The sequence below is a fragment of the Agaribacter flavus genome, from assembly GCF_042646125.1.
GTDB classification, from domain to species: domain Bacteria; phylum Pseudomonadota; class Gammaproteobacteria; order Enterobacterales; family Alteromonadaceae; genus Glaciecola; species Glaciecola flavus.
Genome location: NZ_JBHRSW010000050.1, coordinates 41,425 through 61,905, shown reverse-complemented (window position 1 = coordinate 61,905; position 20,481 = coordinate 41,425). Strand labels below are relative to the sequence as shown.

Below are 20,481 nucleotides of genomic sequence, written 5' to 3'. Positions count from 1 at the left end.
GTAGTGTGGGGATTCCCCATGTGAGAGTAGCACATCGCCAGACTCCTAATCTAGACACAAGCCCCAGCCCATGCTGGGGCTTTGTTGTTTTTAGGACCCATCATCGTTCTAATCTCACTTTTATCAATCAAAATATCCTAGGTTTTTTGACCCAGATCAAGTAGTATTCATGGCTGTTTTTTATGATTAAACAGAGGGTATAGCTTTGGCTGATAACGGCGAATTTAAAGAAGTTTTTAATTGGTGGTACTTTTTTGGCATAGTTGCAGCGCTCGTTGCTTTTCCTTTATTACATATCATTGCGGGTTGGTATGTTTTCTTTTTCAGCAATTAATTAACACTTAAATAAAGGGAAACTACGTGTCATCTAAACTAATAAAGGATGCGATAACCACTATACCTGATTACCCAAAACCAGGCATTTTATTTCGAGACGTAACCAGTGTTTTGCAAAAACCTGAAGCTTTTCAAGCTTGTATTGATTTATTAAAAGCCGAGTTTGGAGGTAAGGGATTTACGAAGGTCGTTGGTACTGAAGCAAGAGGTTTTTTGTTTGGCGCCCCATTAGCGTTGCAGTTAGGGATAGGCTTTATCCCCGTGCGTAAGCCTAAAAAATTGCCTCGAGACGTAATCAGTGAATCATATCAACTAGAATATGGAACGGATGTATTAGAGATTCACAAAGACGCCATTGAATCCGGTGATAAGGTTCTTATGATTGATGACCTACTAGCAACGGGTGGGACTATGATTGCGACTGCGAATTTAATTCGCCGCTTGGGCGGTGAAGTGGCACATGCTGGATTCGTTATTTCTTTACCTGATATCGGAGGTGAAGAAAAACTACTAGAGGCAGGTATTACTCCCTTTACCCTTTGTGCTTTTGACGGCGACTAAACGTCTTTATGAGTTATCAAGTTTTAGCTAGAAAATGGCGTCCAAGCACTTTTTCTGAATTGGTTGGGCAACAACACGTTGTTGATGCAGTGACTAATGCGCTTGAAAATAATCGCCTTCATCACGCATATTTATTTACAGGTACCAGAGGCGTTGGCAAAACAACTATTGCTCGCATTTTTGCGAAAAGCCTAAATTGTGAGACAGGACAAGGCGCCAATCCCTGTGGAATTTGCAATACCTGTGTGGATATCAATGATGGGAGGTATGTTGATTTACTTGAAATTGACGCAGCTTCGCGCACAAAGGTTGAGGATACGCGAGAGCTTCTAGACAACGTGCAGTACAAACCTACTCGGGGTAAATTCAAAGTCTATCTAATTGACGAAGTGCATATGTTGTCGAAGCATAGCTTTAATGCTTTGCTAAAAACTCTCGAAGAACCACCTCCACATGTTAAGTTTTTATTAGCCACTACTGATCCACAAAAGCTACCTGTTACAATACTGTCTCGGTGCCTTCAATTTAATTTAAAAGCTTTGAGTATCGAGCAAATTCAAGGGCAGTTAGAACATATTTTGCTACAAGAGCAGATTAGTGCTGAAGGCAACGCGCTATACCAGCTTGCTAAAGCGGCAAACGGAAGTATGCGAGACGCCTTAAGCTTGACAGATCAGGCTATTGCGCAAGGCAACAATGCGGTAAATAATAAGGTTGTCATGACAATGCTTGGTTTGCTCGATAGAAACCAAATCTTAAAACTAGCTAAAGCAATCTGTGAGCGCAATGCACCTGAAGCTATGCATCAACTAAAACTTATTTGTGATGATTCGCCAGATTATGCGCAAGTCCTTTCTCAATTAATGGCTACATTCCATCAGCTATGTTTGACTCAACTAGTGCCTGAAGTATGTAAATTAGACAACACCTCACCGAAAGCAATATATGTACTTGCTAACGCTGTCTCAGAAGAGCATGTACAAATGCTTTATCAAATTGCGCTCAATGGTAAGCGTGATTTACCTCATGCACCGGATGCGTTTACCGGACTTCAGATGACAGTCTTGAGAATGTTAGCATTTAGTCCCGCTAAGAATATAAGCTTGAATACCGACGATTTTATTGTCAAATCTCCATCGCCAGATGCAACTGTACTTGAGAGCAAAAAAAATATTGCGCAAGAGCAGAAAGTACATGAAACGATTAATGTAAACAGTGAGAATCCTACAGAAGTATTGTCAGAAGGCGAGCAAGCAGATAGTGAAGTAGACAATTTTGACGAGCAAAACGTAGCGCAACATATTCACGCAGAGGAAGTTGTACAGACAAACACAGGATCTATCGAGCCAAGTCACATTCCTGATGTAAGCGTTGGAGCGACACTCGAAGACACCATGGCGAAAATGGCCTTGTTTGACGAATTAAACACGATTGGTGAGAGCGAGGAAGAAAATACTTCTGTAAAAAAGTCTGAAACAGAGATGCATCCTCCTCAGAGCAGTGCAGCGATCCCGAAAGAGTTTAAGCAATCTGTTTCAGACATTAGCGCGCGTCTAGATTCTGGAGAAAAGCTTACGCAAGCTTCGCAAGTTGACGATTGGAGCCATTTTGTCGATGAACTAGGTGTACGAGCACTTTCTAGGCAATTGCTACTGCATTCTGAAGTTATCTCTTTTGACGATGCGTTAACGATAAAAATATCAGAGCAAGATCAACACCTGAATGTTGAAGCAAACGTCAAGACAATAGAGCATGCATTAGAGAACAAATTTGGCAAGCCTATACCTCTGCTAGTTACTTTGCAGGATGTAGAAAAAACACCCTATGAAATTCAAACAGATATTAACGATATGCGCCTTCAACACGCTAAAGAGATAGTCGAGTCAAACGAGGCAATACAAGAATTAAAAAAAGCATTTAATGCTGAAGTTATTCCCGGCTCAATAGAGCCCAGATAGGAGAGAATTATGTTTAAAGGTGGCATGGGCAATATGATGAAACAAGCCCAGCAAATGCAAGAAAAGATGAAACGCGCGCAAGACGAGCTAGCGAATTTAGAAGTGACAGGTGAATCGGGTGCAGGCTTAGTTAAAATCACTATGACATGTAATCACAATGTTCGTCGTGTTGAAATTGATGAGTCGCTAATGGATGATGATAAAGAGATGGTTGAAGATTTAGTAGCCGCTGCGCTCAATGACGCAGTGCGTCGTATTCAAGAGGCCTCACAGGAAAAAATGGCAGCAGTCACTGGTGGTATGGGCTTACCTCCGGGTTTTAAAATGCCGTTTTAATATTGGATTTGTTTTTGTGTATCAACATCTTAACAGGACATTGTTTAATTAAACGACTTGCTAATTGTTATGTATAAAGTGTGACTAAAATTAAGCGATACGAATGATATCTAGCCCACTAATTGAAGAGCTAATACAATCCTTAAAGTGCCTGCCAGGGGTAGGGGCAAAAAGTGCACAACGCATGGCTTTCAACTTGCTCGAACGCAATAGAGATGGTGCTTTACGTTTAAGTCGAACCTTGCACGATGCTATGGAGCATGTAAGCAATTGTGAGCGCTGTAGGACCTTTACTGAATCAAACATTTGTCACATATGTGCTGATCCCAGAAGAGCCGAAAGTGCGCAGATTTGTGTGGTTGAATCGCCGCAAGATGTACTTGCTATCGAGCAAACGCTTCAATTCCAAGGAAGGTACTTCGTGTTGATGGGGCATTTGTCACCCATTGATGGTATTGGCCCAAATGAGCTTCACTTGGATATGCTACAACGTAGGTTAGAAGAAGAAAAAGTTGACGAGGTCATTCTTGCGACTAACCCGACGGTAGAGGGAGAAGCAACGGCACATTATATCTATCAAATGTGTCAAAAATTGGGAGTCAACGCTACGCGAATCGCGCATGGTGTGCCTGTGGGCGGCGAGCTTGAATTCATTGATGGCAATACCTTAATCCACGCGTTTACTGGTCGGCGAAAATTCTAAACGCTATGTGCGTGTAAGGACATCGTCCTTTTAAAATTAAATCTTACTTTCCCTATTGAAAAATAATCTTAATGTCCACAGATATAGTGAGCATTAAGTTAGTCAGTAATTCAATAGGAGATACTTGGCAATGGCTGAGACTGTCCAACACGAAACACACGGTTTTCAAACTGAAGTAAAACAACTGCTTCAGCTAATGATTCATTCATTATATTCAAATAAAGAAATATTTCTCAGAGAGTTGGTCTCAAATGCTGCAGATGCAGCGGATAAGTTGAGATTTAAAGCGCTCTCTAACAATGACTTGTATGAAGGTGATGGTGAACTTAGGGTTCGATTAAGCTTTGACAAAGATGCAGGTACCTTGACAATTAGTGACAATGGTATCGGTATGACAAAAGACGAAGTCGTCAAAAATCTTGGCACTATTGCCAAGTCTGGAACCGCCGAGTTTTTCAGCCAGTTATCAGGTGATCAAGCAAAGGACTCTAGTCTCATAGGTCAGTTTGGTGTCGGTTTTTACTCTGCTTTTATTGTTGCTGACAAAGTGACGGTTAACACAAGAGCAGCCGGCCAATCTAGCACAGACGGAGTACAATGGGTTTCAGAAGGCGAAGGCGAGTTTTCGGTCGCTACGATTGACAAAGCCGATCGCGGTACAGAGATCATTTTGCAGCTGAAAGAAGATGAAAAAGAATTCTTAGATGCTTGGCGCTTGCGTTCGATCGTTACAAAATATTCTGATCATATCAGTATACCTGTAGAGCTATGGAAAGACGAAGTACCTGAAAGCGAAGGCCCTGACGGCGAAAAAATACCTGCAGAACCTGGAAAATGGGAAGCCGCTAACAAAGCGACCGCTCTCTGGACTCGTGATAAGTCTGACGTGAGTGATGATGAATATAAAGAATTTTATAAGCATATTTCTCACGACTTTGCTGACCCGATAACATGGTCGCACAACAAAGTCGAAGGAAAAACAGAATATACCAGCTTGCTGTATATTCCGAGCAAAGCCCCCTTTGATTTGTGGAACAGAGAACAGAAAAACGGACTTAAACTCTACGTGCAGCGAGTATTTATTATGGATGACGCTGAACAGTTTATGCCGACATATTTACGTTTTGTGAAGGGCTTGCTAGATTCAAATGACTTGCCACTAAATGTTTCACGCGAAATCTTACAAGACAACAAGATCACGCAAGCTATTCGACAAGGCTGTACCAAGCGTGTATTGACTATGCTTGAGCGCATGGCCAAGAACAAGCCGGAAGAGTACAAAGCGTTTTATGGCGAATTTGGTAATGTGTTAAAAGAAGGTCCAGCAGAAGATTTTGCGAATAAAGACAAAATTGCTGCATTACTGCGTTTTGCATCTACGCATAACGAAGGTAATGATACCGATGTTGCATTGTCTGACTACATTGAACGCATGAAAGAAGGGCAAGACAAGATATATTTTGTCACAGCGGATTCTTATCAAGCTGCACGTACTAGCCCTCATTTAGAAGTGTTCCGCAAAAAAGGCATTGAAGTACTATTGCTTGGCGAACGCATTGACGAATGGATGATGAGCCACCTGACTGAATTTGATGGTAAGTCTTTCCAATCTGTCGCAAGCGCTGATATTGATTTAAGTGATCTGGACGACGAAGAAACGAAGAAAGCCAAAGAAGAAGCAGAGAAAGCAGTTGAAGGTGTCCTAGAGCGCATTAAAACTGCATTGGGCGAAAAAGTAGAAGAAGTTAAATTCACTCATCGTCTGACAGATTCACCCGCGGTCATTGTTGCCAGTGAAGACAGTATGTCTACACAGATGGCTAAGTTATTGAAGTCTGCTGGGCAACAAGCGCCAGAGCCGAAGTATCACTTTGAGCTAAACCCAGAGCATGATTTGGTTAAATTAGTCGCAGATGTCCAAGATGAGGATCAATTTGGCCAATGGGCGAATGTGTTATTTGATCAAGCAGCATTAAGTGAACAAGGTAGCTTAAAAGACCCTGCTAGTTTTGTGAGCAACCTAAATAGCCTCCTTAGTGCTTTAACAAAATAACTATGCCATCTAGGGTTTATTAACCCTATAAAGTATCAAAAACCCAAGTATGTTTCATATTTGGGTTTTTTACTTGTCTGAGGATGAAATTGGAATTGCTGAATAGTTTCAAACCACAAGCAAGATCAGCGATTAAGCCCGGCATGTTTACCTAGTGGGTGAGTTTACTGAGTAAATGTTTTTTTCTTGCGTCTTCCAATTTATTTAAAGCTTGTTCCACATTTTTGTCCGCCATAAAATCAGTAAATATTGTAGTGGCAGAATTAGCCATATCAGCGTTAGTGTCTCGGTCAAAAAATTGCGAAACGCCTTCGGCCTTGGACAATAAGTTTTGTCCTTCTGTGATAAAATAATTCTTGTTCATAGGTTTACTGCCTCTAATCGGAGAAATCATCGTAGTGGCTTCATTTAGTTTTCCTAAAAACTGCTCGTCGGTAAGGGACACGATGACTTTTTCAAGTGCTTCATCCATTTGTGCATAACTCGGCACCATGAACAAATCAAGCGGGGCTTCCTCGTATAACGGTACGCCTGAATTTATTTCAGGAAAGGCTGAAAAGCGGAAATCTTCTTCAAGAGTAGTCGGCAGGTTGCTGGCAAAAAAGTTCCCTATCAGGGTCATGCCTGCTAGTTTATGGTATAAAAAAGGCATTGCTTCAGACCAATTCCACCCCTTGAATCTATCTGTAAAACAACCTTTATCTAGTAATTCTCGCCATCGTTCGAATACTTCTCGTACCTCACTAGACTGGAATGAATGTTCGCCTAGTAATAGCTTTTGATGAAATTCAAGGCCGTTTATACGTAAATTCAAATAGTCAAACCAAGCAGCTGATGTCCACTTGTTTTTTGCGCCAATAGTAAAAGGAACCACGTCATTCTTAAGCAGTGTTTCGCAAATACTGACTAATTGTTCCCAAGTATTGGGCGGACTTAGATTGAGTTGTTGAAAAAGAGAGTGGCGATAATATAAGCCCCACTGGTAATATGATGCAGGGATGGCATATTGCGAATTATCTCTGGTAATAGCATGAGTAGCACTTACGCTAAACTTGTCATGCAAACCATATTTATTCCAAATAAAGCTGAGATCTGTGACTTGATTCTTATCGACAAGTTGAAACAATCGCTGTCCCGCTTGCCAAGTGACGATCTGTGGTCCAGACTTTTCTTTTAACCATTGGCTTAAAGATTGCTTAAAGTCGGTGTCTGACAAAAATTTGATGTTGATATTAATGTCAGGGTTATTTTGTTCAAAGTCTTTTTCGTATTTTACAAATAGTGCTCTGTGATCGCTTGAGGTGGTGAGCACCGCGATATCAATGGGATTAGCGAATACTTGAAAGGAACTCACAAAGTTAATCAGCGCAATTGGTATCCATCGAAGGCTTTTTTCAAAGTGTGAACTAACTTGTTTGGGCATTACTGGTAGTCCTCAATATGGATTGAATTTTCAAAAAATCCATTTTGAGTATTCCGTGTAATACGAGGTAAATATGAACCTAAGAAAGAAGCTTAGTATTGCGTCCTTCGCTGTTGTCACTATCACCTTATTTGTATCTCAGATAATTGTTGCAGCTATCAATCATTTCAAATTGCAAGAAGAGATGACACAAGCTGCTAATAATACATCGACAAGATTGGGCGTAACATTAACAGATTCGATGTGGAACTATAATGTTGCGAGCTCCAAGCAGATAGTCAGCGTTGAGCTAGGCACCAATGACTTGATTGGTGTGAAGGGCTTTAATCGCGAAGGCGAGCTGTTATTTGAGATATATTGGGATGAAAAAACAAACCAAGCAGTAGACTCACCGACCAATACTGAGGTGTTTCTCACGCTAAACAGAGCTATAGAGTATTTAGATCAGGGTGATGCCATTAAGGCGGGGAGTATTGAATTATATTTTAGTCATAGCGCGTTAGATGAGGCATTGCTAGAGCTCGTCTTTACTGGCGTTTTGCAACTCTTGCTGTTGGGAAGCGTGCTTGTTGTGTTTTTAAATTTCTTTGTTGTCAAGCTGGTGCTCAAACCGCTTGATGAAATTAACTTACGTCTCAAAGATATTGCTGATGGCAATGGTGATTTGACTAAACGATTGACGATTGATAGAGAGGATGAGTTAGGTAAACTAGCAGATTACATCAATCGGTTTATTGATGATATTCATGCTGTGATCACAGAAGTCGTCGTCGTTGCGCGTACCTTAGATGGCAGTGCTATGGCCAGTCAATTTAATGCCGATCAGCTCAATCAGCAAGTCAACGCTTTAAACACAAAAGTAGATAGTATCTTAGAGACAGTCGATACCTTAGAAGCAACGGCATTGGATGTTGCCGAACAAGCCGCTGCGTCATCTACAACGACCACGAATACGAGTTCTTTGGCATCGAGTGGTTTGCAAAAAGTACACGGTGTAGTTGAGATGATAAAACAACTTGCGGGAAATATGCAGGACTCGACGACCAAGACAGAAATGCTCGAGAAACACTCGCAGTCGATTGATACGGTCATCCAAGTTATTAAAGACATCGCTGAACAAACAAATTTACTTGCTTTAAATGCGGCAATTGAAGCCGCAAGAGCAGGAGAACAAGGAAGAGGGTTTGCTGTTGTCGCAGATGAAGTTCGCACCTTGGCACAACGAACACAGGTATCGACAGGGCAAATTACCGATATCATTACCACTTTGCAGCAACAATCAAAAGAAACACTCAATATCATGCAGACAGGTCAGGAAATGGCGTTTGAAAATGTCGAGTCGGTGAATGACACTGAGAGAACATTTGAGGAAATTCAAAGTTCAATTGTGGGTAATTTGGAGGGAGCCAAAATTATCGCTCGTGAAACTGATGAACAAAAGAATAATCTTCAGCAAATCAAGGCCAATATTGAGGTGATTAAAGATACAAACGAACAAACTCTCGATGTGGCGAAGCAGAGTTCAGATGTAAATAAAGAGATCGTCAGCATGAGTCGTCGCGTTTTTGAGCTGGTTGAGCGATTTAAAGTGGAAGAATCCAGCAAAGACTGCACTTTTTAGCTGTTTTTCACTTGTTAAGCGGCAGTCTAAGCTGTACAGTTTCACCATTTTTAATTATTGGTTGGAGGACGCTTAATGCGCATCATTCTTCTTGGCGCTCCAGGTGCCGGAAAGGGCACGCAAGCCCAGTTTTTGATGAACAAATTTGGAATACCACAAATTTCGACAGGTGACATGCTCAGAGCGGCAATTAAAGCTGGAACAGAGCTGGGTTTAGCTGCAAAAAAGGTCATGGACGCTGGTCAATTAGTTTCAGACGATTTAATCATTGGTTTGGTAAAGGAGCGGATTGCACAAAGTGATTGTGAAAACGGGTTTTTGCTGGACGGTTTTCCGCGTACTATTCCGCAAGCTGACGCAATGAAAGACGCCAACATTAGCGTTGACTACTGCATTGAATTTGATGTGGCTGATGATGTTATCGTAGAACGCATGGCGGGCAGAAGGGTTCATCCTGCTTCTGGTCGAGTCTATCACACCATTTACAATCCCCCAAAAATTGACGGTAAAGATGACGCAACAGGCGAAGATCTTATTGTACGTGATGATGATAAAGAAGAAACAGTAAGAAGCCGCTTGGCTGTATACCATGAACAAACGAAGCCTCTTGTTGATTACTATCAAAATGCTGCTAAAGAAGGTCTGTGTCAGTATACAAAAATTGATGGAACAAAAGCAGTGAGCGATGTGAGCGCTGAGCTGTCTGCAATAGTCGCTTAAGCGTAAAGCGTATTCCTCGTACTGGAAACATATTTCTAGTACGAGAAATTACCTAAGAAAATGAGTTTTAATAGAAAATCAACGCCACTCAAGCTCTATCATCAGTTTGTCGTCACGCACATTTGTACCGCACATTTCATCATAAGGGGTCGTTTGTTTTAGGAAAATTTTATCAAAATGCTGACCAGAGACTTGTTCTCGTATGTCTGTGATTGACTGAAATGACGAGGTGTTTCGGTAACTGTCTCGTAAATACGAACGCGCTCTATCACTCCCAATGCCTGCTATATACATTCCACCTTCAATTGACTCGATAAACAGATTCATAGTAAACCTCTTTGTTGTGTGAGTAAAAAATGTACAGATGTACAATTAATTAATAGACTTAACGACAAAAAGATCAACTTGTTTAGTCTATTTTCCACCAGTGGTTTCTGACAACGATGATCCCTAATTCTTCGAACATTGTTTTCAAGTGCCGTCTGTCAGCTGAATTTAAAAATTCACCAATGCTAATATTTTCTTTATCATTGACAAGTGTAACTTTAGGCATGCGCCAATTATGCTTAGTCTCAGTGTATTCAATATACAAATTCTTTTTATCAAGCGACTGAGTAAGTTGCTTTTTACCTGTGTATTCCTCAAGTACCAAACGATCGTTAAAAATGACAAGGCTTTGGTGGTCGTAAGTTTTTCTGCATATTCTGTAGATTAAAAAAGCGAATAAAGAAAACTCAATACCAGCAAAAGGCAAGATTAACCATACTCCGACTGTTGCCCACGCAATTGCAATCGCCCCCATCGCAACAAAAATAGTTAGAATGAGAATTTTAGTTTGTTGCCAGCTGGCTGATTTATTTGGCATAAGATCAATACGAACATGATCAGATTGCAAAGTTTTAATGACCATAAAGTTATACCTTAGGTATAATCTAGCTCATTTAAGCGTTAAGCAGTAATGGCGTTAAGGTGAAATGACTCAACTTATACAACACATTAACTTGCATAAGATCAAGTTATCTATTTTCTTGTTGTGGTTACTCGTATTGTTTATGCAGGCAGATCTTAGCCAGTTACTTATGGAGTACGCAGGGTTTTTGATACTGGGTATCGCGGGTGCTGTTTTCGCAAATTCAACGGGTGCAGGCGGTGGCGTCGTTTTCGTTCCGTTCTTCAATCAAATTGGTTTGGACAATATGACTATTGTCGCGACTAGTTTTGGTATTCAGTGTTGTGGAATGACAGCCGGGGCGATAACGTGGTGGAAACACTATCGTTCATCTCACCTGCAAGATGAACAGTGGCAAGACCTTGGCAAAGCACTAAAGTACTCAGTGCTGCCTTCAATAATAGGCATCGTATTCGCGCAGTATCTGTTGCATGATTTCGGTTCTCATGTTGCAGAGGCTTTACACCTTTATTTTGGCTTGTTTTCTATTCTATTAGCCTGTTGTATTTACATGTCAGTCCCCTTGCTAAACCGACAAACTATCCGCTCAAAAATTATATTGATAGACAGCACACTGCTTGTCGTGATTGCTATGACTGGTGGTGTTATTACAGCATGGCTGTCTGTTGGCGTAGGTGAATTAATCGCAGTTTATCTCATTTTGAGAGGATTCAACGTGACTTTCTCTATTGCCGTGGCGGTAATATTGAGCGCTTTTTCTGTATGGGGCGGAGTGTACTATCACGTCAGTGCCTCACAGGCTATTTACTGGGATATCGTATTATTTGCCGGCGCAGGTGCTGTGATCGGCGGTCTAGTCGCAAAATATCTTGTATTGTTTTTTTCTCCTGTTCGCTTAAAAATATTTTTCGCTACATGGATAATGATAATGGGTGTGGCTGGCTTGCCCATTTGGTAAATAAGCTGAATTCGGGATAAGCAGCTCCGTCCAGCAGCGCCTTAGATACCGATCTCTGTGTTGCTCAAGCATGATATTCAGCTTGAGGTCAATACTGGATAGTGAATTAAATAAACAATAAATTTTATTGCTTGCAGAGTTGTTGTGTCGAGTTCAGGTTAACGATACATACAAAGAAAATCTATTTGGGCGTCCTGCTCGATAGCAATAAGACACCCTTGTCACATTGATTTATCACATCATTTCGGTGACAAATGCGATCACGGCAAGCAGCACAAAGCCAATAACCATTCTATATGTTAACGTAGCCGCGTTAGCGCCCTCATTGACGTGCATCTTAGGCACGAGACTTTTGACAGAGACTAATGTCTGCTTAGCCAAGGCTAAAATGTTGTCGGTCGCGCTGTGCAGTGCTTGTCCCAGTCGAGGCAGTACTTTTCTGTATAGCCATTCGGTGTCTAAGTTGACTGAGCGTAATTCTGGCGGATACAAACCCTGTTTGTTAAGCCAAACAAAAGCAAGAGCGGAAAAGAACAGTAATTGCAGTTGGGTGAGCACATGGGTCACATCATAAGGTTGATAGGCGTTTTCCCAAGGTAACAAGTGATACACCAACCACGGGAAACAACCAAAAGCGATACACAGTGCAGAAGCGATGCCCATTGCAAAGAGCATATTTGCTGGCGCTTCTTTAGGACGCATACCCGAGTCATGCGCAAAAAATGCAAAGAACGGGATTTTTATCCCTGCATGATGAAATACACCTGCAGATGCAAACAACAGCATTAGCCAGAGATAGTCGTGACCTGCTTCTATCATTGCAGCCATCACCATACTTTTACTGATGAATCCACTGAATAGCGGGAAGGCAGAAATTGAGGCTGCTCCAACGACACAGAATAGTGTCGTCTTGGGCATTGTTTTGTACAAACCACCTAAGTCAGAGCCATTCACATGACCTACACGAGTCAGCACCGCGCCCATTGTCATAAACAGCAAGCCTTTAAAAATAACGTCGTTAAACGCGTGTGCAACTGCGCCATTTAGTGCTAAAGCAGTACCAATGCCTATTCCACAGACCATAAACCCAAGTTGATTTATCAAGCTGTATGCCAGTACTTTTCTCAAGTCATTTTCGATAACTGCATAAAATATTGGGAAGCAAGTCATTGCGGCGCCAATATAAACCAGCAAATCCTCTCCGGGGAAGGTTCTCGCCAACATGTAAATCGCCACTTTTGTCGTAAAAGCCGATAAAAATACAGTGCCAACGGGAGTGGCTTCTGGGTATGCATCACTTAACCAAGTGTGTAAAAATGGAAATGCAGCTTTAATACCAAAGGCAAACAAAAATAAGTACGACGCGTTTGTGCCCAAACCAACATAATCGATATCATATGAACCCACATCGTAGAAGTGCATAATCGCAGCGATAAGTAAGGCAACACCCGATAGAATCTGTATTATCAGATACCGAATGCCGGCGTGGAGTGAGGCCTGCGTTTTTCTTGCAAAGATTAGGAAAGCACTGGTAACAGCGAGCAATTCCCAAAAAATAAACAGCGTAATGAAATCACCGGCAAAAACTGCTCCAACGGCGCTGCCAGCGTAAGTCAAACCTGAGATTAGTTGCAATTTGTCTTTTAGGTGCATGGCGTAAATTAGACAAATGGTGCAGGCAATATGGAACAAATAGGCAAACATTAGACTGAGTTTATCAACATCCATGATCTGCAAACTATACACATGTAATTGCCAACTAATATTGGCAGTGTTTTCGCCTGATAAATACAGTAGTACCCCATTAACTATAGGGACAAGAATAAGAAAATATCTAAACTTGTGGGGAAGTATGGCAGCAAGTAATGCCGCTATGAAAAACGGTAAAAATGCTGGAAAGACATATTCAATCACACATTCTCTCCCGAATTATCGTTTTGCGTGCTCTCTTGAACTGTATTGTTTTCGCTGCGATCATCATAATAGTTTTCATCTCTCATCACAGCCTTTCGCATTATTTTGGCGAGTACCACTAGTACGACACAGGCGATGAAACCGTATAGTGCATAAAATGTCGGCACTTTCTCAAAATCGACATAGACATGTCGATGTACAATAAAATCTAGCACCACGAGAAGCACACAAAGGGCATAAAACGCTAGCATCATTATTTTGATATTTTGGGGTTTATCAAAAAAATCAGTTTGGTTGTCTATTTGTTTATTTTTTGCCATATCTGACCTTACTGCCCAATTAAGGTTTGTGAGAGTGTGTAAAACACCGAAGGGTCGAAAAATAAATACAGTGTAATCAAAGTTGGGATTGCCATACCTATTAAACAAGCGGTTGGCGCTTCTTTAATTGCTGTCTGTGACTCTGTAGGTGAAACAAAAAATGCTTTTAATGGGATACTCAACAAATAGAAGATGTTCAACATCGAACTGATGCTAAGTGTAATGAGTATTATCCAGTAAATTAATTGGCTACCTTCAAATTGAATACCACCCGAAAGCAAATACCATTTACTCCACATACCACCAAAAAACGGTAGGCCGATAATACTGAGTGTGCCGATAGTAAAAACACCGAAGGTAAACGGCATTTGTCGTCCTAATCCATTCAGTTGACTGACGTACTTTTTATGTGTCACAACCAGTATCGCGCCGGCTGCAAAGAATAGCGCAATCTTAGCAAATGCATGCATGGCGATGTGCATACTTGCACCCACAATTGCGAGTTTATTAGCAATCAGTGCGCCTAATACAATGTAACTGAGTTGACTGATAGTCGAGTAGGCCAATCGCTCTTTTAAGTTGTCCTTAGTCATTGCAATTAGGGACGCTGCCAAGATGGTAAATGCGGGTAATAAAATTAAAAAATCGGTACTGTGCGAACGACTAATGAAGTCACTTCCAAAAATAAATACGACAACCTTGACTAGCGAAAACACACCCGCCTTAACCACCGCAACAGCGTGCAATAAGGCGCTGACGGGTGTTGGGGCGACCATGGCAGAAGGTAACCATCTATGCAAAGGCATGAGTCCTGCCTTGCTTATTCCTAATATGAAAAGTAACAGTAAGGGGAGAATATATTCGTCCGCTAAACTACCCTTGAGGATCCCGCCGTGCACAAACTCAAGAGAACCGGCGGTATACCATGTAATAATCATTGCGGGTAAGAAGAATAAGATAGACGAACCCATCAAAATGAGAATGTATTTTCTGCCGCCGCGCTTGGCTTCTCTGTTACCTGCATGTGTGACCAAAGGGTAGGTAGATACGGTTAAAAATTCGTAGAATATAAACAGAGTGAAGAGGTTTTCTGAATAGGCTACCGCCATTACACCGGCAATAGCGACAGCAAACAGAGTGAAAAATCGAGTTTGGTGCGATTCATTGTGCGCTCGCATGTAGCCTATTGCGTAGATAGACGTGGCAATCCATAGACCACTTGCAATCAGCGCAAACATCATGCCAAAGGTGTTGAAAGCAAAAGAGATGGCTAAGCCTTCAATGGGTTCTGCAAGCATGAAGCCCGCTTGACTTGCATCCTGTTGTTCACAGTATAAAAATAGATTTAGCAAGAAGAGGGAGATGGCAACAACAATTGTTACCCCTTCTCTTACATTAGGTACTGAATCCAAGCGAGAAATAAGAAAGGCACCTACAACAGGCAAGAGCATCGTTGATAGCAATACGTAAGTTAAATCCATGTTTGCTAACTTCCTAATAGAGCTTTGGCAACGGCATTCGCTGCATTAAATGGAATATCTGTAAATAAGCCAAAATACAGACAAGAGAATGCGCCTAAACCCAAAGCCAAGCCCATACTCTTTGACGCTTTTACCACATTTACATCGCCGCTTATTACATTTTGAACATGCACTTTACGCTTGGAGTTGAAGTAAAGTGCTTCTACAATCTTCCACACATAGGCGATGGCGAAGACAGAGCCTATGACGATGGCGCCCACTACTATCCATTTACTTTGCTCTACCGCTGCTTCAAGTAAATACCATTTAGTAACAAAGCCAACCGTGCCGGGTACGCCGATTAAGCTCAAACCAGCGAATACCATAGCAGCAAACGTCCAAGGCATACTCGCACCAAATCCTCTTAGCTCACTTAAAGTGGTGGAGTTGGCACGATACACAAGTATCCCAGCGCCAATGAATAGCGTTGCTTTAATCAAAGCGTGGTTAAATAGATGTAATACTGATGCTGTTAAACCTGTCTCACTGAGCAGGGCAATGCCTATAATAATATACCCAATTTGCGCAACACTCGAAAATGCCAATAAACGTTTGATTTCAAGTTGTTGCCAAGCTCGTACTGAGCCATAAATAACCCCTACGCAGCCCAGTACTAAAAGCAATTGTGGGATCAATATTTCTTTCCAATAATCAACGGGATAAAGGTCATAAAGTACTCTGAGTAGCACATAAATCGATACTTTGGTCGCGGTAGCGGATAAGAATATGCTCACGCATGAAGGGGCAAATCCATAGGCATTAGGCAACCATGAGTGCAATGGGAAAATTGCCGCCTTCAACGCCACGCCAAGCAGAATAAAAATAAAGGCGGTAACGACTAATTGCATGTCTTCGAAGGTGCCGAAGCGATTAGCGATATCGGCAATATTTAAGCTGCCTGATGCTGCATACAAAAAGCCGACACCGATTAAGAAAAATGTTGCACCGATAGTACCCAGTATCAAATAGGCAAACGATGCAGTGAGTGCTTGGCGTTTCTTACCCATACTGATTAGTGCATAGCTGGACAGTGAAGATATTTCTAAGAATACGAAAAGATTAAATATGTCACCCGTCAATGCAATGCCTAATAAGCCCAGCAGGCAAAGTTGAAATGCCGCATAAAATAGACCTACTTGGCCACTATTTATTTCACTTGGTACACTTCTAAACGTGAATATACTTGTGAGAACGGCAATGCCTGACACAATCAGCGAGACAAAAGCATTAAGTGAATCTATTTTGTATTCTATACCCCAAGGCGGGCGCCATCCGCCGAGCTCATAAATGACATGTTTGCCGTCAATAACGTCAGCAAGGATGATACCTGATAATACAAAGCAAGCGATAGATACCACAAGAGTCATCGCCCAAGCTATCGTATGCTGTTTAAAAATCGCGGTAATCGGGGCACATATTAAGGGAATAACGACCAATAAGATCGTGAGTTGCTCATTCATCCTTGTTGATCCATCTTATTAATTTCGTCTTCCTCAATACTTTCGTAGGCCTCTTTAATTCTGATAACAAGTGCAAACCCTAAAGCCGTGGTGGCAACACCGACCACAATTGCCGTTAGCATGAGTACTTGAGGTAGAGGATTGGAGTATATTTCATAGGCCGCATCCACTATGGGCACGGTGCCGTCTTTCACTTTGCCAAGACTGACGTAAAACAAAATGACAGCTGTCTGGAACATGGCAAGCCCAGCCAGCTTTTTCATTAAATTGGTTCGGCTAATTAAGGTATATAAACCAACCATCATGACAACAATAATTAGCCAGTAATTGATGTGCCCAGCGATATATTCACTCATAGAAAACCTTAGTTATTCTGGCGCAACGCGTCGAGCGAAGGTAAAGAAAAGTAAAATCATCACCGAAGCGACGGTGATACCAACTCCGAGTTCGATGACAATAATGCCGATGTGTTGCCCAGCAACTGGGTCACTCAATAGCACGCTATAGTTGAGGAAGTTGCCACCTTTCAGCATCGACACTACGCCAACACCAGCATAAAGTAACACACCTAGACTAGCGCATATCTTTAAGGCTGTTTCTGGAATGACTTTTAGCGCCGCATCTAAGCCATAGGTCAAAGCATATAATAGAATCGCACTCGAAAAAATCACGCCAGCTTGAAACCCCCCACCTGGGCTATAATCACCATGAAATTGAACGTAGAGTGCAAATAAAATAATAATCGGAGACAACCACTTTGTGACAACTCTTAGCACCAAATCATTTCCCATTTGTGCCTCCAGTACTTTTTATGTGAAGTTTTTTCCGTCTACCTAGCAGCAATAACACACCAATACCAGCAGTGAGCACAACGGTTACCTCACCGAGTGTGTCAAACCCTCTGTAACTGGCTAATACAGCGGTAACCAAGTTTGGTACACCGGTCTCCGCTTGGCCTTTTTCGACGTAGCGTTTGGCGACTTCGATATTCGGCGCACTGTTGGCGTCACCCAATTCAGCAATGTCGTGTGTGCCATATATCAGCAAGGCTCCCATTACTACACAAATCATCAGCGGCGCTGTTCTTGATTTACCTTGTGTGGTTGCTTCGTGCCCATCCTTTATTGAGGCCAAGGTGACGAGCATTAATACTGTTGAAATACCGGTTCCAACGGCGGCTTCAGTAAAGGCAACGTCAGGGGCATCCAAAACAACAAAAAGCCCCGCTACCAATAAACTGTATAAACCGAATAACATGGCCATGGCAAATAAGTGACGCGTCTTTAGTACCGCTAAAGCCATGGCGAGTAAGAACACCAATAGGACGATATTGACGATTAAACTCATTGCTTCTCCTCGTGCTCTAAGGAGTTGATATGAATTTTTTGGTTGTGCCGCAGCCCCCAGCGCCAAGCATTGTTGGCTAGAGCATATGAAGAGGCGGGGCTGGTAAAGGCAAGGAACAAGAATATAAGAACGAGTTTAGCAACGACGATGTATGCGCTGGTCTGTAAACTTAAACCCAACAAAATCAAAAAGGTACATAGGGTGTCTGTTACGCCAACAGCATGCAATCTTGCATAGGTATCAGGTAAACGAATGATGCCCATACCACCAATTAAACCAAGCAAGCAACCAATACCAATAAGGACAAAGCTAACAATGTCTAACACTATTTTTCCTCAGTATCTATTGTGTTGTCACGCTTTGAATAAGCAAAGTATTTACCACGCTCAACTAAGCGTAAAGCTGCAATAACACCCACAAAATTTAGCAGTGAATAAAGCAAAGCGATGTCGAGTAAATCGTGGCGACCGGTAAAAAAAGCAAAAATCGCCACCAAAAGTACGGCTTTTGTGCCAAACATATTGACCGCAAGTATTCTGTCGAAAACACTCGGGCCAAGTAAAGCGCGGCATAGGGCGAGTGCCATTGTTATCAATACCGCACCTGCAGCGGTTAAAAAATAAATCGTCATTATTGAGCAATCTCAATTTTAGTGATTGCGTATTGCTTAGGCATAATATTTAACATGTCACCATTTATTAGATCTTGAGCGCCTTGTTCACTCACTGTGTGGATAAGCAGGGTGTTATCGTCCATTGCAATACTTGATGAACCGGGTGTTAGCGTAATTGCATTAGCATAGAGCACTTTTGCTACATCGTCTTTGAAAGGGAGGTGAATAGTCACAAAAGTAGATTGAATGGGTTTAAACCCAAGAATCCGCGCGCAAACGTCGATATTTGATGCAATCACTTTTGTAAATAGCTTTAACAAGAATGAGAGAAAGCTGCCAGTAACAAAAAAGCTGTAACGTTCTTGATCAATCTTCAGCATTCTAGAGGTTATCCAAAGTGAAAATACAACGGAGAACAAACCAAAAGCGAGCATGAGCGGTTCAAACATACCTGAGAGCAATAACCACGTAATAACTAAAATTATCGCGAGTCTAATCGTATGTGTCACTCTTCCTCCTGTTGTTACGGTAATTGTCAGCTTTTGTTAGCAAACCCTAGTTACCATCTTAGTGTTGGTACAAATTTTTGTGTAAAAAACAAGATGTTGCATTAATGTAACAACAAGTCACTGTGCTTACAATGAAAATCGTAGCATAAAAGATATCTTTAAATCTTCCGCCTGAGTAGAAAATGCCCTTGATGTTTTCATCAAAGGGCAAGCCTATAAGGGCTATCAATTTATCGAGAAGCTATATTTTACGTAGCGGTGATAGGGTTGTGCTGGGGTTACGATATCGGCATCGAATGCGGCTTGATTTATTGCGTCCGGAAAGCCTTCAGCTTCCAAAGCAACAGCAGAATGTTTGGTTGGTAAATAGTTGCCAGTATAGACTTGAATACCAGGTTGATCGCTTGAAATATCTAATCTTAATCCCGTATTTAGATGCTTAAGTACCGCAACAAGCGATCCTGGTTTGGCGACACGATAGCATTCGTCATAATCTTTAATCGACAATACATTTGCAAAAGGTCTCTCCTCTCTAAAGTCCATTATTTCGTCAACTGGTGCAAAATGTCCCAGTGGAATACTGTTTTCATCGACGGGAATGTATTCGTCAGCCAGTACTTGAAGTGATAGCTCGTTTAAGTGCTTTGCCCCTAAGTTAAAATAAGTATGATCACACAAATTTATTGGGCAATCTTTATCAGTTGTTGCAACGAAACGCTGGGTTAAGGTGTTGTCATCATCGAGTTTATAGATGCAAGACACATCCATATTGCCCGGAAAGCCCTGATCGCCATCTGCACTGCGAATATGAAACGTGACTTCTTGGTATGTATCTTCTGCTATGACCGGAGATACGTGCCAAATACGCTTGCCCAAACCTACTGAGCCACCATGTAAAGTCTTGTTTGTTTCATTTTCGTCCAAATTATAGCGTTGCCCATTAAGTGTAAAGCCAGCGCTTGAAATACGATTGGCTACGCGTCCACATGTTGCGCCCATATACGCGCAATCGTTTAATATGTCTTCATCGGATTCGAGGTTTTCTGTTGTTTCGACAAGTGTTCCATCTGATAAAGGAAACTTAATTGACAATATACGTGCGCCAAAGTCACACAGCGTCACAGACATGCCGTTTGTATTTGTTAGTTCGACTTTGTTCAATGTGCTCATTAAACTTTTTTCCTAATTCTAAAAATATCAATGTAAAAGTATATAGACT

At 41.7% G+C, this 20,481-nt stretch carries 22 protein-coding genes; 8 read left to right on the top strand and 14 right to left on the bottom strand.

From position 1 onward, the window contains the following. Window positions 1-360: 360 nt before the first annotated feature. The 5 genes from apt (at window position 361) to htpG (ending at window position 5,947) form a co-directional block, all read left to right on the top strand. Complete coding sequence (gene apt, locus ACFOHL_RS17515; protein ID WP_376921540.1) at window positions 361-897, top strand: adenine phosphoribosyltransferase; 537 nt, start codon at window positions 361-363, stop codon at window positions 895-897. A gap of 8 nt (window positions 898-905) precedes the next feature. Then, window positions 906-2,855 (top strand): DNA polymerase III subunit gamma/tau, encoded by a 1,950-nt coding sequence (dnaX, locus tag ACFOHL_RS17510; protein ID WP_376921539.1) that lies wholly within the window; start codon window positions 906-908, stop codon window positions 2,853-2,855. A 9-nt stretch (window positions 2,856-2,864) separates the two neighbouring features. Then, a complete protein-coding gene (locus ACFOHL_RS17505; protein ID WP_376921538.1) occupies window positions 2,865-3,191 on the top strand; it encodes a YbaB/EbfC family nucleoid-associated protein in 327 nt (108 codons plus the stop codon). 103 nt (window positions 3,192-3,294) lie between these two features. Continuing rightward, the gene (gene recR / locus ACFOHL_RS17500) at window positions 3,295-3,894 is read left to right on the top strand and encodes a recombination mediator RecR (protein ID WP_376921537.1); all 600 of its coding nucleotides are present in this window, start codon (window positions 3,295-3,297) and stop codon (window positions 3,892-3,894) included. Window positions 3,895-4,024: 130 nt separating this feature from the next. Beyond that, window positions 4,025-5,947 carry a molecular chaperone HtpG gene (htpG, locus tag ACFOHL_RS17495; RefSeq protein ID WP_376921536.1) on the top strand — a complete coding sequence of 641 codons (1,923 nt, stop codon included), beginning with the start codon at window positions 4,025-4,027 and terminating at the stop codon, window positions 5,945-5,947. Window positions 5,948-6,098: 151 nt separating this feature from the next. Here the strand turns inward: htpG and ACFOHL_RS17490 are convergent, their stop codons facing one another. Continuing rightward, window positions 6,099-7,370, bottom strand: a complete 1,272-nt coding sequence (locus ACFOHL_RS17490) for an ABC transporter substrate-binding protein (RefSeq protein ID WP_376921535.1) — start codon at window positions 7,368-7,370, stop codon at window positions 6,099-6,101. 73 nt (window positions 7,371-7,443) lie between these two features. On the opposite strand from ACFOHL_RS17490, the gene ACFOHL_RS17485 reads away from it, so the two are divergent. After that, entirely contained in the window at window positions 7,444-8,991 is a 1,548-nt protein-coding gene (locus ACFOHL_RS17485) for a methyl-accepting chemotaxis protein (RefSeq protein ID WP_376921534.1), read from the top strand. Between the two features lie 75 nt (window positions 8,992-9,066). Further along, the gene (gene adk / locus ACFOHL_RS17480; protein WP_376921533.1) at window positions 9,067-9,711 is read left to right on the top strand and encodes an adenylate kinase; all 645 of its coding nucleotides are present in this window, start codon (window positions 9,067-9,069) and stop codon (window positions 9,709-9,711) included. A 78-nt stretch (window positions 9,712-9,789) separates the two neighbouring features. On the opposite strand, the gene ACFOHL_RS17475 is transcribed toward adk, so the two are convergent. Both ACFOHL_RS17475 and ACFOHL_RS17470 read right to left on the bottom strand, forming a co-directional pair. Further along, window positions 9,790-10,038, bottom strand: coding sequence for a DUF6482 family protein (locus ACFOHL_RS17475; protein ID WP_376921532.1), 249 nt, complete (start codon window positions 10,036-10,038; stop codon window positions 9,790-9,792). 82 nt (window positions 10,039-10,120) lie between these two features. After that, window positions 10,121-10,621, bottom strand: coding sequence for a DUF2244 domain-containing protein (locus ACFOHL_RS17470; protein WP_376921531.1), 501 nt, complete (start codon window positions 10,619-10,621; stop codon window positions 10,121-10,123). 64 nt (window positions 10,622-10,685) lie between these two features. On the opposite strand from ACFOHL_RS17470, the gene ACFOHL_RS17465 reads away from it, so the two are divergent. Beyond that, window positions 10,686-11,579 carry a sulfite exporter TauE/SafE family protein gene (locus tag ACFOHL_RS17465; RefSeq protein ID WP_376921530.1) on the top strand — a complete coding sequence of 298 codons (894 nt, stop codon included), beginning with the start codon at window positions 10,686-10,688 and terminating at the stop codon, window positions 11,577-11,579. A 234-nt stretch (window positions 11,580-11,813) separates the two neighbouring features. Here ACFOHL_RS17465 and ACFOHL_RS17460 read toward each other — a convergent pair whose 3' ends face one another. The 11 genes from ACFOHL_RS17460 to ACFOHL_RS17410 all read right to left on the bottom strand — a co-directional run bounded on the left by ACFOHL_RS17460 (window position 11,814) and on the right by ACFOHL_RS17410 (window position 20,432). After that, window positions 11,814-13,490 (bottom strand): Na(+)/H(+) antiporter subunit D, encoded by a 1,677-nt coding sequence (locus tag ACFOHL_RS17460; protein ID WP_376921541.1) that lies wholly within the window; start codon window positions 13,488-13,490, stop codon window positions 11,814-11,816. Continuing rightward, a complete protein-coding gene (locus ACFOHL_RS17455) occupies window positions 13,490-13,813 on the bottom strand; it encodes a hypothetical protein (protein WP_376921529.1) in 324 nt (107 codons plus the stop codon). Before ACFOHL_RS17455 ends, ACFOHL_RS17460 begins: the two co-directional genes overlap by 1 nt. A gap of 8 nt (window positions 13,814-13,821) precedes the next feature. Further along, window positions 13,822-15,294: a proton-conducting transporter transmembrane domain-containing protein gene (locus ACFOHL_RS17450; protein ID WP_376921528.1), complete on the bottom strand. Its 1,473-nt coding sequence runs from the start codon at window positions 15,292-15,294 to the stop codon at window positions 13,822-13,824. Between the two features lie 5 nt (window positions 15,295-15,299). Next, window positions 15,300-16,793 (bottom strand): monovalent cation/H+ antiporter subunit D family protein, encoded by a 1,494-nt coding sequence (locus ACFOHL_RS17445; RefSeq protein WP_376921527.1) that lies wholly within the window; start codon window positions 16,791-16,793, stop codon window positions 15,300-15,302. Beyond that, a complete protein-coding gene (locus tag ACFOHL_RS17440) occupies window positions 16,790-17,149 on the bottom strand; it encodes a cation:proton antiporter subunit C (protein WP_376921526.1) in 360 nt (119 codons plus the stop codon). The genes ACFOHL_RS17445 and ACFOHL_RS17440 overlap by 4 nt, the downstream gene beginning before the upstream one ends. Before the next feature lie 12 nt (window positions 17,150-17,161). Further along, the gene (locus tag ACFOHL_RS17435) at window positions 17,162-17,584 is read right to left on the bottom strand and encodes a Na(+)/H(+) antiporter subunit B (protein WP_376921525.1); all 423 of its coding nucleotides are present in this window, start codon (window positions 17,582-17,584) and stop codon (window positions 17,162-17,164) included. Continuing rightward, window positions 17,574-18,140: a DUF4040 domain-containing protein gene (locus ACFOHL_RS17430; RefSeq protein ID WP_376921524.1), complete on the bottom strand. Its 567-nt coding sequence runs from the start codon at window positions 18,138-18,140 to the stop codon at window positions 17,574-17,576. The genes ACFOHL_RS17435 and ACFOHL_RS17430 overlap by 11 nt, the downstream gene beginning before the upstream one ends. Beyond that, window positions 18,137-18,466: a monovalent cation/H(+) antiporter subunit G gene (gene mnhG / locus ACFOHL_RS17425; RefSeq protein ID WP_376921523.1), complete on the bottom strand. Its 330-nt coding sequence runs from the start codon at window positions 18,464-18,466 to the stop codon at window positions 18,137-18,139. The genes ACFOHL_RS17430 and mnhG overlap by 4 nt, the downstream gene beginning before the upstream one ends. Next, window positions 18,466-18,771: a monovalent cation/H+ antiporter complex subunit F gene (locus tag ACFOHL_RS17420; protein WP_376921522.1), complete on the bottom strand. Its 306-nt coding sequence runs from the start codon at window positions 18,769-18,771 to the stop codon at window positions 18,466-18,468. Before ACFOHL_RS17420 ends, mnhG begins: the two co-directional genes overlap by 1 nt. Next, complete coding sequence (locus ACFOHL_RS17415) at window positions 18,771-19,262, bottom strand: Na+/H+ antiporter subunit E (RefSeq protein ID WP_376921521.1); 492 nt, start codon at window positions 19,260-19,262, stop codon at window positions 18,771-18,773. Before ACFOHL_RS17415 ends, ACFOHL_RS17420 begins: the two co-directional genes overlap by 1 nt. Before the next feature lie 225 nt (window positions 19,263-19,487). Then, on the bottom strand, window positions 19,488-20,432 hold the full coding sequence (locus ACFOHL_RS17410) for an aldose epimerase family protein (RefSeq protein ID WP_376921520.1): 945 nt from the start codon (window positions 20,430-20,432) through the stop codon (window positions 19,488-19,490). Window positions 20,433-20,481 lie beyond the last annotated feature (49 nt).